10 protein-coding genes are annotated in these 13,670 nt (G+C 55.8%); all 10 read left to right on the forward strand.

What is annotated here, in order from left to right; all coding sequences use genetic code 11:
• Positions 1–128: 128 nt before the first annotated feature.
• The 10 genes from CGLUCO_RS05900 to CGLUCO_RS05945 all read left to right on the forward strand — a co-directional run bounded on the left by CGLUCO_RS05900 (position 129) and on the right by CGLUCO_RS05945 (position 13,669).
• Positions 129–1,334, forward strand: coding sequence for an argininosuccinate synthase (locus tag CGLUCO_RS05900; RefSeq protein ID WP_084036147.1), 1,206 nt, complete (start codon positions 129–131; stop codon positions 1,332–1,334).
• A 500-nt stretch (positions 1,335–1,834) separates the two neighbouring features.
• Positions 1,835–3,004, forward strand: coding sequence for a hypothetical protein (locus tag CGLUCO_RS05905; protein WP_084036148.1), 1,170 nt, complete (start codon positions 1,835–1,837; stop codon positions 3,002–3,004).
• A gap of 1 nt (position 3,005) precedes the next feature.
• Entirely contained in the window at positions 3,006–4,670 is a 1,665-nt protein-coding gene (locus CGLUCO_RS05910; RefSeq protein WP_232621849.1) for a vWA domain-containing protein, read from the forward strand.
• A complete protein-coding gene (locus CGLUCO_RS05915; protein ID WP_070738988.1) occupies positions 4,663–5,412 on the forward strand; it encodes a hypothetical protein in 750 nt (249 codons plus the stop codon). The genes CGLUCO_RS05910 and CGLUCO_RS05915 overlap by 8 nt, the downstream gene beginning before the upstream one ends.
• 102 nt (positions 5,413–5,514) lie before the next feature.
• On the forward strand, positions 5,515–6,957 hold the full coding sequence (gene argH, locus CGLUCO_RS05920) for an argininosuccinate lyase (RefSeq protein WP_005396225.1): 1,443 nt from the start codon (positions 5,515–5,517) through the stop codon (positions 6,955–6,957).
• Positions 6,958–7,379: 422 nt separating this feature from the next.
• The gene (locus tag CGLUCO_RS05925) at positions 7,380–7,580 is read left to right on the forward strand and encodes a Trm112 family protein (protein WP_005392425.1); all 201 of its coding nucleotides are present in this window, start codon (positions 7,380–7,382) and stop codon (positions 7,578–7,580) included.
• A gap of 227 nt (positions 7,581–7,807) precedes the next feature.
• Positions 7,808–9,067 (forward strand): tyrosine--tRNA ligase, encoded by a 1,260-nt coding sequence (gene tyrS, locus CGLUCO_RS05930; RefSeq protein ID WP_005392426.1) that lies wholly within the window; start codon positions 7,808–7,810, stop codon positions 9,065–9,067.
• Positions 9,068–9,980: 913 nt separating this feature from the next.
• Positions 9,981–11,207, forward strand: coding sequence for an aldose epimerase family protein (locus CGLUCO_RS05935; protein ID WP_232621848.1), 1,227 nt, complete (start codon positions 9,981–9,983; stop codon positions 11,205–11,207).
• Between the two features lie 341 nt (positions 11,208–11,548).
• Positions 11,549–13,210: a sodium:solute symporter family protein gene (locus CGLUCO_RS05940; protein ID WP_034989647.1), complete on the forward strand. Its 1,662-nt coding sequence runs from the start codon at positions 11,549–11,551 to the stop codon at positions 13,208–13,210.
• 15 nt (positions 13,211–13,225) lie between these two features.
• Positions 13,226–13,669 carry an ATP synthase subunit B family protein gene (locus CGLUCO_RS05945; RefSeq protein ID WP_005392429.1) on the forward strand — a complete coding sequence of 148 codons (444 nt, stop codon included), beginning with the start codon at positions 13,226–13,228 and terminating at the stop codon, positions 13,667–13,669.
• Position 13,670: the final 1 nt, after the last annotated feature.

The following is a 13,670-nucleotide window of genomic DNA, read 5'->3' on the forward strand; positions in this document are numbered from 1 at the left end:
TCGCACCTGAATGAGATACAGCTACGCACCGTATTGGTCGGCTGCTACAGTCACCCTGTGGACGGTTGCTTTGCCATCGTGGACATCCGAATAGACCAAAACAAATCGCAGTTAGAAAGAAGATTTTTATGACCACTCGCGTTGTACTCGCGTACTCTGGCGGACTTGATACGTCCGTCGCCATCCCCTATCTGGCCAAGCAGACCGGCGGTGAGGTCGTTGCCGTCACCATCGACCTTGGTCAGGGCGGAGAAGACCTTGAGACGGTGCGCCAGCGCGCTCTCGACTGTGGTGCCGTTGAGGCCATTGTCGTCGATGCCCGCGATGAGTTCGCGGAGGAATACTGTGTGCCAACGATTCAGGCCAACGGTATGTACATGGGGGAGTACCCGCTCCTGTCTGCTATTTCGCGTCCTCTGATTGTGAAGCACTTGGTTCAGGCTGCTAAGGGGCACGGTGGCACGCACGTCTCCCACGGCTGCACTGGCAAGGGTAACGACCAGGTTCGTTTTGAGGTCAGCTTTGCTAACCTCGCACCGGAGCTGGAGGTCATCGCCCCCGCCCGCGACTACGCATGGACACGTGACAAAGCGATCGCCTTCGCTGAGGAAATTGATCTGCCAATCGAGCAGTCCAAGAAGTCCCCGTTCTCCATTGATCAGAATGTCTGGGGACGCGCGATTGAGACCGGCTTCCTCGAGGACCTGTGGAACCCGCCGACCAAGGATCTCTACGCCTACACCGAGGATCCGGGCCTGGGCAACGCCCCGGATGAGCTCGTTCTCAGCTTTGAGGGAGGCGTGCCCACAGCTATCGATGGCAAGAAGATGAGCGTCCTGCAGATCATCGAAGAGCTTAATCGTCGTGGGGGTGCCCAGGGCGTTGGTCGTCTGGATATGGTCGAGGATCGCCTCGTGGGCATCAAGTCCCGCGAGGTGTACGAGGCACCGGGCGCGATGATCCTTATCACTGCGCACAAGGCTCTCGAAGATGTCACCGTCGAGCGTGAGCTTGCTCGCTACAAGAGGCTTATCGACGCCCGCTGGTCCGAGGAGGTCTACGACGGTCTCTGGTACGGTCCTCTGAAGCGCTCCCTCGACGCGTTCATCCAGTCCACGCAGACCTTCGTCACCGGTGACATTCGCCTGGTTCTGCACGCTGGCAAGATCACGGTCAACGGTCGTCGCTCCAACCAGTCGCTGTACGACTTTAATCTCGCTACCTACGACACCGGCGACACCTTTGATCAGTCCCACGCAAAGGGCTTTGTGAAGCTCCACGGTCTGTCCTCACAGATTGCTTCTAAGCGTGATCGCGAGGGCCACGGCTTCTAATAGTCAGCGGAATTAATAGCCGTTGGAGTAGCCGTTACGAAAATCCCGTTGATGTTTTGTTGGGCGTGACTTTCGTGGCATCGCCTGTGCAGCTGTATGAGCTGGTAAGCGGGGCGACCGATAGGTATTTACGGTATGCCTGTGCCGGGAATTTCCCTGCACAGGCATTTTTATGCCGCATTGAGCTAAGAGAATTATTTACGAACCTAAGCGGTTCCGCAGTGGGCGCTGGGTGAGGGGCGCTGGGTGACGGGTGTTAGGTGCAAGGGGTTGGGTGCTATTGCTCTGCTTCCCGTACATCTTTTCACCGGCATAGCAAGGACATAGCTCTCTGTGGGCAGACGGTATGGCGCGTGCCCCCGATATCGACGAGTGGTGATAAGAACAAGTGATCGAAGGAACAATTTCACGCTTAAAGGGGAACGGAACCAACCCCTGAGGTAGTGTGATCTGGATCGCCTCCGGATGCGGAGTAAGGGCACCGGTTTTACAATGCGGACATGAGTGCTAAAGGAAAACCGAAAAATGGGCAGAAGTCTGGGATTCGAGGTGGGCTACTTTTACTAGTTCTCGCAATCATTCTGGTTTTCATTGGTAAATCTCCGGAATTTCTTTTGCTTTCGAATAGATATTTCGGGGGACTCGACGTTGGATCGGAGCACAACAGACTGACTCTCGTCAGCGGCCTCATCGGATCGGAGAAGCAACCGTTTTTTGACGATCCAGAAGTGAGAGCTCGGTTGAAGGAGCTAGGGTTAATAGTCAGCGTCGAGACGGCAGGATCTCGTGAGATCGCTACGCGGGATGATCTCATGGCGATAGACTTTGCTTTTCCATCATCTGCACCAGCGGCAGATAAAATTGCTGCAAAGTGGCCAAGCGCAGAGAAAAACGAACCGTTTTATTCTCCCATGGCGATCGCTACATTTACACCTGTAGTTGATGTGCTTGAGCGGGCCGGGGTGGTGCGTTATGAAGGGGATCAGGCGATCCTGGACGTGCAGGCGTACATCGATCTTTCCAGTGAGGGGAAACGGTGGCGTGATCTCGGGCCGGAAATCCCTTCCTCCCGAACTGTGCAAATTTCCTCCACCGATATTCGTAAGTCCAACTCTGCCGCGATGTATCTGTCGCTGCTCAGCTGGGCATTCACTGAACGAAACCCAGATGCCGCAAACGATGTAAACATGTTGGCGAACGACATCGGTCCGTTCTTTTCAGGGCAGGGATACACCTTGTCTTCATCTGCGGGCCCCTTTCAGGACTATCTGAGTAAGGGGATCGGAGCTGCGCCCATGGTTATGATCTACGAAGCTCAGTACTTGGAGGAGGCCATGGCCGATCATTCTCGTCTCGGCGAGCAAAACCGGTTAGTGTATCCGAGCCCGACCGTCGTCGCTTCCCACACGATCCTTGGCCGGACACCATCAGGAAAGTTGCTGGCTCATCTGCTTGCTGAGGATCCTAAGCTTCAAGAACTAGCCGCGCGGCACGGTTTCCGCCCGACTCAGTCCGGCTCGCTTCCCCAGGTGGCAGCAGAAAAGGGGTTCACTGTTCCAGAGACGATAGTTGACACGGTTCCTGTGCCGTCATACGACCAGCTAGAGGCGCTCATCACTCAGGTAAGCAACGCGTACGCAGGTGGCACGGGCACTGGAGGGGCGCAGTGACATGACCGCACCACATGTAAACAAAATGGACATGAACAAAAAGGGCGTTGCGAACAAAAAGGGCGCTGGGAACAAAAAGGGCGATGCGAGGAAGATGTGGGTGGTTATAGCCAGCATCTTTTCCCTATTACTTTGCTCTGCTTGCACCGTTCCCGAGGGATTCGGATTAGATGAGGCATTCAGTGGGAAAGAAAGCGGCGAGGCATCGCAGAAACCTCTGAAAATCCTCATTTCAAAAGAGAGTGCCCCTCTCACGTTAGCGTTGCAGATAGCTGGCGATGAGCTCGGCATCGACGTCGAAATTGAGCGGTGCTCCTCAACCCCACAATGTACGAATAGACTGTCCGAGGGCTTCTACGATGGAAAAATCGATGCAACATTATTCGCTACCAACCGCTATGTAGACCTCGCTGGGGCCTCAGAAAAGCTCTCTTCGGCCACATCAGTCGCTCTCAGTCCCGTCACGATTGGGGTATGGGATGAAACGGCGAAGCAGAATGGCTGGGACAGTGTTACGCCTACGTGGAGTGACGTTGCTGGTGCGGCAGCAAACGAATCGTTCACGTACGCGCTCGATTTCGAATCTTTGTCCTTTGCGCGGGATGCTGCGCGCGTTGCCGTAGCATCGTCCTTGTCTGGGACAGGGATGGCGCTGACACAAGATGATATAAGTACAGTTCTTCCACGGCTAGGAAAATTTGTCGATCGGGAATCCCCAGCCTTAGGAGGCTGGATTGCGACACCCGATAGGCTGGCGGATGGGGATTTTCACGTGGACGGGGTGATCGGTACGGAGGCAGAAATTCTGAACACCATCGACCAGGGCATTCCGCTACGGCTCGTCATTCCCGCAGACGGGTCGATCATGGCCGATTATCCTCTCAGTGCTCTCGCGAAACCCGCGCGTAAAAGCTCGAAGAGCCAGGTAGAAGCACTAGCTCAGTATCTCCTAGACCACAGGGAACTGCTTGCTAAGAAAAGTCTCCGCCCGGTGCGTGGCCAGGGAAGTGACGGCCAAGAACCAGTCTTCGAAATTCCCTTCCCACAGGATCTCCGGATTTTGAATCGGCTGAGAATTCCCTCGAGTTTCCAGCAGTTCCCTGCACATGAGATGTTTATCGCTGTCGATACGTCCAGTTCAATGGAAGGCCAGCCACTCGAAAGGACGAAAGAAATTCTCGCAGAGCTGTCCAAGGGGATGTTTGAATCGTCCTACGGTGAGTATGCATTCAGGCCGGGGGATAAAATTTCCTTCTTCGGTCTCACACCGCAGTCTTCTGGACCGAGCTACGTCGCGTACGACCCAGAAGATCCTGACTCCTATCGGGAATTGGAAGACTTTGCCAACGGGCTGAATACTGGCCCGAAGATTTCAACCTGCGAAACACTCATTAGAGGTCTTTTGGGAGCCGACGGGATGGGAAATGCAGTGCCAGCCGTCATATTTACAACAGGAACTGACGAGGACGACCCTGAATGCGAGAATTTCGAATCGAACGTTGACTCTCTACCAGAAGAGTCAGGCCCACACCCCGCTTATATCTTCCTGCTTGATCCGGCTCATACCGAGTGGATGGATACGCTCGCCGAAATAACAGGTGGACAGGTGTTTGACGCAACGACAGATGAAGGAGTGAGAGAAGGAATGAGGGAAGTTCGTGAGTAAACGCACATCAACATCGCATAGGAAGCAGACGGGAACGGATGCCGACTCTTCGTTTTTTCGCTCTCGTCAAAACCTCGTCGGCGTAGTAGTCGCTTTTCTTGTCATCATCGTGCACATCGTTGTGGGGTTAGGTGTGCTGTGGCCACTTGTGGCGATTTGTGGTTGGGGTGCAGGTGTCATGCTCACTCCAAAGAAGCAACCACCGGCTATTGAAAAGAAGGCTATTCCGTTACAAACCGGTCTCAAGCGGACGCTAACAACGACGATGCGGAAGCTAGACAAAGCTGAGGTGCCGGACCGCGTTATGGATACGGCGAAGGATCTCCAGCGCAACACGAAATACGTGCTAGCAAACTGGGATGACCTCGAAGGCCAGCCCGAACATCAGCTAACTATGAATGATGTAGTGAACGTCTACTTTCCGCAAGTTGTTGGAGACTACATCGATGTGCCCAATAAGCTCCACCCAGATGCGGTGGAAAGTGTCGTGAAGTCGATTCATTCGCTTGACCAGGCCGTAGAGCGGATCAGGGACGGGATCATCAGGCACAGTCTCGATACATTAAGTTCGAACGCCAAAAGTTTGGAAAGTAAATTCGCCTCGCCCACGCTCACCCAGCAAATCGAATCGTCTTCCGCAGCAGCAGGTAATGATAATAATAAGGTTCTCAAAGGTGCCGATAACGAGGAGAATCCGAGGGCGAAGAGAAAGCTACGGGAATATCCGGCTTTTGAGGATTAGATCGCAGCAGATGTGGCGGTAGGTGAATCGTTCAGCCCAGTCGACGAAAACCGTTACGCCCAGGAAAACTTGTCCGTCCGTTGCACTGCTACAGTTTGTCTTATGCATAATCGCCACAAGACTAACAAGGGTGCTCTGTGGGGCGGTCGCTTCTCCGGCGGTCCCTCGGAAGCAATGTTTGCGCTCAGCGTTTCCACTCACTTCGACTGGGTTTTGGCACCGTACGACGTGCGGGCATCGAAGGCCCACGCAAAGGTTCTTCACAAGGCAGGTCTCCTGTCCGACGAGGATTTTGCCACCATGATCGACGGGCTGAACCGGCTCGGCGAGGATGTGGCTTCGGGCAAATTCCAGCCGGATCCGCAAGATGAGGATGTCCACGGTGCGATGGAGCGTGGCCTCATCGAACGAGTGGGGCCCGAAGTAGGTGGGCGGCTTCGCGCCGGCCGTTCCCGTAACGACCAGGTAGCAACGCTCTTTAGGATGTGGGTCCGTGATGCCGTCCGGGAGGTCTCGCTCGGTGCTTTGGAGCTTGTCGACGCCCTCGTGGGCCAGGCTTCAGCCCACGAGACGGCCATTATGCCTGGCAAGACACATTTCCAGGCGGCTCAGCCTGTCCTTCTCGCGCACCAGCTTCTGGCACACGCGCAGCCACTTATCCGGGATGTGCAGCGCCTTACGGATCTAGACAAGCGTCTTGCTGTGTCGCCGTATGGATCGGGTGCGCTGGCTGGTTCCACTTTGGATCTCGACCCACAGGCAATCGCCGCAGACTTGGGATTTGATGCAGCAGCGGAAAACTCTATTGACGGAACCGCATCTCGTGATTTTGCTTCGGAGACGGCGTTCGTGCTGGCGCAGATCGCTGTTGACATGTCACGCCTCGCGGAAGAGATCATTGCGTGGTCTACCCCTGAATTTGGATACGTCACACTGTCCGATGCGTGGTCGACAGGGTCGTCGATCATGCCGCAGAAGAAGAATCCCGATGTTGCGGAATTGACCCGTGGCAAGACTGGACGCCTTATTGGGAACCTCACCGGACTGATGGCCACGCTCAAGGCGCAGCCACTTGCTTACAACCGTGACTTGCAGGAAGACAAGGAGCCGATCGTTGACTCTGTGTCCCAGCTGCATCTTTTGCTACCGGCGATGACGGGCCTCGTTTCCACGTTGACCTTCCACGAGGAGCGAATGCGAGAGCTCGCCCCGCGTGGCTACACGCTGGCTACCGACCTGGCTGAGTGGATGGTCCGGCAAGGGGTGCCCTTCCGTGAAGCGCACGAGGCTTCCGGTGAGTGTGTCCGCCTTGCTGAGGCGCACGGTGTCGACCTTATCGATCTCACTGACGAAGAGCTGGCATCAGCCGATCCCCGTCTGACCCCAGAGGTTCGCTCGGTACTCACTGTGGAAGGTGCGGTACAGTCCCGTCGAGGCTATGGCGGCACGGCACCAGAGCGAGTGGCTGAGCAGCGTCAGCGCGTAGAAGCCATCACAGCAGAACTGAGAGAATGGGCATCCCACAGTCCCGGCAACGATAACTAAAAGGCAGTTTCAGCATCTGGATAAAGCCACGGGTTTCCCGGTGGCGTATCGGTGACTCCGGAAGCCGAAACACAGGTGAATTAAATGGCTGGCCGCCATCGGTGCGCAGTACTCATGCCAAGGGCAAAACGGCGCTGTGCAGTCCGATGGCGGCTCATCTGTTCGCGCCCCGCAAACGATCTTGCAGGCACCTGCGGGCAAAACCTCGGTGGCGATCTCACAGCTGAACAGCGCACAGCCTAAAGTACTGCCTAAACATGGCTGTGAACGGATAATCCTCTAGGGCAGTGAAGAGGGAGTAGCGGTACAACGGGGGCATCGACAAGCTAAAATCAAGGACTATACCTTGACTTTCCGGAGGTCTGCCGGGGGCGAGAGGGTACAGCAAACGTGCGCGGGGGAAGTATGTACAATCACAGCTTATGAGTATTGATCCCAAGCTATTGGATGTAGTGGTGTGCCCGAAAGACAAAGGTCCACTTCGATATCTGGAGGACGAGCAACTGCTGGTTAACGAACGGCTGGGGATCGCCTATCGCATCGAGGATTCCATCCCCGTGCTGCTTGAATCGGAAGCGCAGCCGTACCCAGCATCAGGGACTGCGGCTGCGGACGCGAACTAAGGCGCAGGCGCGGAGATCTCTGCAAGGAGCACTGGAACAGCGAGTGGCGAACATGGCACCGTGGAGAGTTAATAAAACAGGAGAACCAAGAGTGCAAGAGGGAAATTCCCCTCTGTGAAGGCGCTCCTTTGTTTCTGTAACTCCTTTGCTCTTGCAAGAGGATATCCACCTGAGAAATAGAAGATATCCACCCGAGAATGTCGATCTGATAAGGAGAACATACTTCCATGAACATTATTGAGGAACTGTCCTGGCGCGGACTTATTAACCAGTCCACAGACCTCGACGCGCTAAAAGAAGCGTGCGAGCAACCGATAACCTTGTACTGCGGTTTCGATCCAACAGGTTCGTCGCTGCACGCTGGGCACCTCGTGCCGCTTATTATGCTGCGCCGTTTCCAGCAGGCCGGTCACCACGTTCTTGCTCTCGGTGGCGGAGCCACCGGCATGATCGGGGACCCGCGCGACGTCGGCGAACGCTCCATGCTGTCGGACGAAACCGTTCGAGAGAACCTCGCCAGCATTCAGGGCCAAATCAGCAAGTTTGTGGAGCTCGACGGCGAAAAAGGTGAGCTTCTTAACAACGCTGACTGGATCTCGAAGATGAACGTCATCGAGTTCCTGCGCGACATCGGAAAGTCTTTCTCCCTCAACGTCATGCTCGACCGCGATACAGTGAAGCGTCGCTTGGAAAACGACGGCATGAGCTACACAGAGTTCTCGTACATGTTGCTGCAGGCCAATGACTACGTTCATCTTGCCCGCGCCTATAACTGCAGCCTGCAGATCGGTGGTGGCGATCAGTGGGGCAACATCGTCTCTGGCGTTGACCTGAACCGTCGTATGGACGGCCGCAAGGTTCACGGTCTTACGGTGCCGCTAGTCACCGATGCGGAGGGTAAGAAATTTGGTAAGTCCACCGGTGGCGGAAAGCTCTGGCTCGATCCGGAACTGACCAGCCCGTACTCCTGGTACCAGTACTTCATCAACGCCGGCGATTCGGTCGTCATCAACTACCTCAAGTGGTTTACATTCCTCACCCAGGAAGAAATCGCTGAGTACGAGCAAAAGGTTGCTGACCAGCCATTCAAGCGCGAGGCTCAGAAGCGCCTGGCTCAGGAACTCACCACTCTCGTCCACGGCGAGGAGGCGACTAAGGCCGTGGAGCTCGCAACGCAGGCGCTGTTTGGTAAAGCTGAACTCGACAGCCTTGACGAAAAGACCCTGGCAGGTGCGCTCGCCGAGACGACCGTTGCGGAGGTGAGCGCCGGCGACGAACCGACCATCGTGGATCTTCTCGTAGCGGCGGGTCTTGCTGAGTCCAAGGGTGCTGCTCGCCGTGCGATTAAGGAGGGCGGTGCCTACGCCAATAACAAGCGCATCGAGGATGCTGAATGGAAGCCAAAGGAATCCGATCTCCTCCACGGTTCCTGGCTTGTACTCCGCAAGGGCAAGAAGAACTTCGGTGGCGCCAAATACGCGCACTAAGTAAATACGCAGGATCAAGATGGGATGGAGGTCTGCCAGTGGCTGTTGCCACTGGCAGGCCTCTTCCTATGTCTTGATAAGTCTCAAAAAGCCTTGAGCAGCCCTGTATGGCTTTGAGTGTTCTGCGTCCGGAAATGGGGGATGGGGAGGTGTGGTTACGGGAGAGATGCGGGGTGTGGCTGTGGTTCGCAGATGTGGTTTGCGGATGCGGTTTACGGATTCGGGTGCGCGAATCACGTATAGTGCGGGTGTGAGGGGATGCAGGCGGAAGTAGGTAGTTTGAGAGCTAAAGAGCTGTATCTAGAGAGTTGTAGCTTTGGAGCTGCAGTTAGAGGGCTGCAGCTTTGGAGCTGCAGTTAGAGGGCTGCAGCTTTGGAGCTGCAGTTAGAGGGCTGCAGCTAAATTGCTCAGCTTGAGAGCTACAGTGAAAAAGCTTCAGTTAAGAGGTTGACCTCCGTGGGGCGGGTGTGTCCTAGAAACCGTGTCAGCGGGAGCTGTAGCCCCGTTTGCTCCCGGTTGCATCTAGTTGTGTCCGCAAAAATGCATGTTACATCACACTTGGGGGTAGTGAGTTAACTAGCTCAAAGGTGACGATTCTTTGGTTCCCTGGGAACGGCTGGAGAGAAAGGCATGTTAGGGGCATGGGATGTTGCGACAACAGTCAACATCGCGCGGTTTGGTTGAGGATAAGCGCGGGGGTACGCAACGCCGGAGGCTTTTTATCCGGAATTGCACAAACGTTACTATGAAACTGAACAATTTTCCCTAGGGAGCTCCCGGAAGATACGGGAGGCGATGGCGGGGTCAGCACAAAGCAGTGTGCAGAAGGCGGCGGCATCGCGATGCGAGAGACTTCCCCGTCTGAAAGCGGGGTGTCTTCTGCCACACGGGGAATGCGATGTGGAGGTTGGATATGACTGACCTGAAAACCGATGCTGGAACGAACGACCATACCGAGAACATGGGGTCGACCACAGGCTGCAGCGGGAACTCCACCGCTGCCAATTCCAGCTGTGCCAGAAGAGAATTAGTGCTCACGGCGGGGGATTATGAGGCACGGATCAATCACGTTGGAGCCTCTTTAAGAAGCCTGACCTACAAGGGGCACCCCCTGACAGATACGTATCCCTTAGCAGATACGACAACCGTCGGCGACGGGGGAGAGGCCACAGGCGACGAATCGGGAAACATCCCATTTTGTGCCGGGATCGTCCTTGCTCCGTGGCCAAATCGAGTCCGCGACGGGCGCTTCGATTTTCGCGGAGAGACCCACCAGCTGGATCTCACGGAGCCAGAGAGATCTAACGCGATCCATGGACTTGTTGGATTTTGCCCCTGGGAAGAGGCAGTAAGTGCAGCTGAGCTAGAAACAGAAGCATCCGGAATTGCGGACGATAACGCAGACACCGGCGATGTATCCCGTTGCGCTGCAGCCGCCGGCGAGCTTTGTCGACACATCGCTCCGACAAAAGGGTGGCCGTGGGCAATGACTGTTACCGCCAGTTTCAAACTCCGCAAGGATAGTGGCCTAGCCGCGACATACCGGCTGGTTAACGACTCCGAGGAGACAATTCCGGTGGCCTTCGGCGTGCACACCTATCTCAACGCGTGGGGGACTCCCATCGATGAGTGCACAGCTTTTGTGCCGGTCACCGACTGTTTGCCACTCGACAGCGAACGTAACCTGCCCCTGGAGCCACTGCGCCTGGTACCACTTGCAGAATGCACCGACACAAGTAACGGAACGCAGGACCTGCCCCGCGAGGAGACAGACTGGCCGAGCGCTACAGCCCGTCTGCCCGAGAGTCTGTCCTTTGACTCGGGTCAGCAAATGCAGGGGGTGTGGCTGGACCACGCGTTCGTCGACGCGCGAAAAGCTACCGCAGACCGGACAATCCGTCTCGTCCACAGTAGTGGCAAGGGCGTGGAGATGACCGCAAGCCCAACACTTCCCTGGTTCCAGATCTTTACTGCTGACCCCGATCATGGGCAGGGATTCCCCGGTCGGGGGAGAGCTCTTGCCGTGGAACCCATGTCCGCCCCGCCAGACGCATTGCGCTCCGGAATCGGTTTGGTCGAGTTACCACCAGGGCGGTCTGTCGCCTACACCATCACGTTTCGTGCATTGACCGGTGACTAGCAGGTAATTTGACGCAGGTCGATGCAGTGGCAGAGGCAGATTCCTAGATCGACAATCCGCTCTGTGCGGGGCAAGCCGAAGTCTTGCTGAGAGCATCGTTTTTGACACCCTGTGCACTGGTATCACCTGCTTGTATCCGACGGTTGATCGTCAAAGGTGCGAAAGCCACACCGCAATCGCCGTCGGTTCTGTCCGAGCGACAGCGGTTGTCAAGGGTGGTTTAGCTTCTCCTACCAGCTGCTGCGCTTGGAACAGTGGCCGTCTTGAACTACTCGTGTAGCCCAGATCATAGTTAGGGCAACGTGCATGTGAATAGGACGGCAATGAAGAAAGGAAATCCTATGGAACAGGCAGCGTCGGTATTGCGACTTGATGCCTCCTGGGTGGACTACACGCTCGTAGCCATCTACTTTGTTTTCGTACTGGGAATTGGCCTCGCCGCGCGGCGCAAGGTCTCAACCTCTATTGACTTTTTCCTGGCTGGTCGTGGACTACCGGCTTGGGTAACCGGCCTCGCGTTCATCTCCGCGAACTTGGGTGCCGTGGAAATCATCGGTATGTCTGCCAACGGCGTGGAATACGGCTTCCAGACGATGCACTACTTCTGGATCGGGGCGGTGCCAGCCATGGTATTCCTCGGCATCGTCATGATGCCGTTCTACTACGGCTCGCGCGTGCGTTCGGTTCCAGAATTCATGCGCAAGCGGTTCGGACCTGCGGCGCACCTCGTTAACGCGATCTCCTTCGCGTTGGCACAGCTGCTCATCGCCGGTATTAATCTGCTCCTACTAGCCAAAGTAGTTAACTCCCTGTTGGGCTGGGACATGTGGATTACTCTCCTCGTCGCGGCACTGATTGTGCTGAGCTACATCACCCTCGGTGGTCTCAGCGCCGCCATTTACAACGAGGTCATTCAGTTCTTTGTCATCGTTGCAGCACTCCTGCCACTCACCGTCATCGGAATGAAGCACGTCGGGGGCTGGAGCGGACTGAAAGAACAGCTTGCTTCCGAAAGTCACTTCCACACATGGCCTGGCATGGACATCTCCGGTTTTGACTCGCCTTTCTGGTCCGTCGTCGGCATTGTTTTTGGCCTTGGATTTGTGCTCTCCTTCGGATACTGGACCACGAACTTTGTCGAGGTCCAGCGGTCCATGGCCGCCGACTCAATGTCAGCAGCGCGGAAGACACCAATCATAGGCGCCTTCCCCAAAATGTTCATCCCCTTCATTGTTGTTCTACCTGGCATGGTGGCGGCATCTATTGTCACGCCGATCCGCGAGGGATCCGCGCAGCCAAACGATGCCGTCCTCTATCTCATGCGTGATCTCCTGCCCAATGGACTTCTTGGGGTAGCGATCGCGGGACTCCTTGCAGCCTTCATGGCAGGCATGGCCGCGAACATTTCCGCCTTTAACACGGTGCTGAGCTACGACATTTGGCAAACCTACGTGGTTAAAGACCGCGACGATGACTATTACCTCCGCGTTGGCAGAATCGCGACTATCGCTGCGACATTAATCGCAATTGGCACTGCCATGATTGCCAACAATTTTGGGAATGTCATGGACTACCTGCAGACACTGTTCGGGTTCTTCAACGCCCCTCTCTTTGCGACATTCCTCCTCGGCATGTTTTGGAAACGCATGACACCAGCCGCCGGTTGGACCGGTCTCGTCAGTGGCACCGCAGCGGCAGTTATCTACTGGTACATCTCCTCCTTTACGGGAGCAGAGGCTTCTTTCTTCAATCTCCCCGGACAGGGCACAGCCTTTATCGCTGCCTCACTGGCTTTCGCTGTGGACATCGCTGTCAGTGTGGTTGTGACAGTCTTCACTAAGCCGAAGGCAGACCACGAGCTGGTTGGCCTTGTTTCCTCAGTTACTCCGAAGGAGTTTCTCCGGGACCCGATCGAGGCCACTCTTCCCTGGTACAAGCAAACCGTCCCGCTAGGAATAGCGTGCCTAGTTCTCGTCATCGCTCTCAACGTAGTGTTCGCGTAAAGGTAGGTACTTGAAATGAACAACTCACAATTTTCGCCTGAACGTGAAGGAAACGCCTCTAACCACGTGGGGTCCGACGACCCCTCACAGCACGACGTGGGCACCGCCCCGGAAACAGCAGGCGCCTTCGATATCCGTAACATAATCGCGCTTCTCCTTGGCATCTTTGGCATCCTTCTCCTGTTTGCCTACTTTGTCATAGACCCTGGTATTAATCCGGACTCTGGGGATCCGAAAAATGCCTCCTATAACCTCATCACCGGAATGTGCTTGGTGCTTGCCGCAGTGGTTTTCGCCTTGTGGGCGAAGCTCAGTCCGATTCGGGTCGATGCGGAAGCCGCGCGAATCCGAGAAGAGCACCACAAGGAGATGGAAGCTCAACGTGAGCAAGCGCTTGCGCAGTTTAACCAGCAGGTTGCAGGCAAGACGCCGGGAAAGGGCAGCGATAACAGTGACTAAC

The sequence above is a fragment of the Corynebacterium glucuronolyticum DSM 44120 genome (assembly GCF_030440595.1).
Classification (GTDB): domain Bacteria; phylum Actinomycetota; class Actinomycetes; order Mycobacteriales; family Mycobacteriaceae; genus Corynebacterium; species Corynebacterium glucuronolyticum.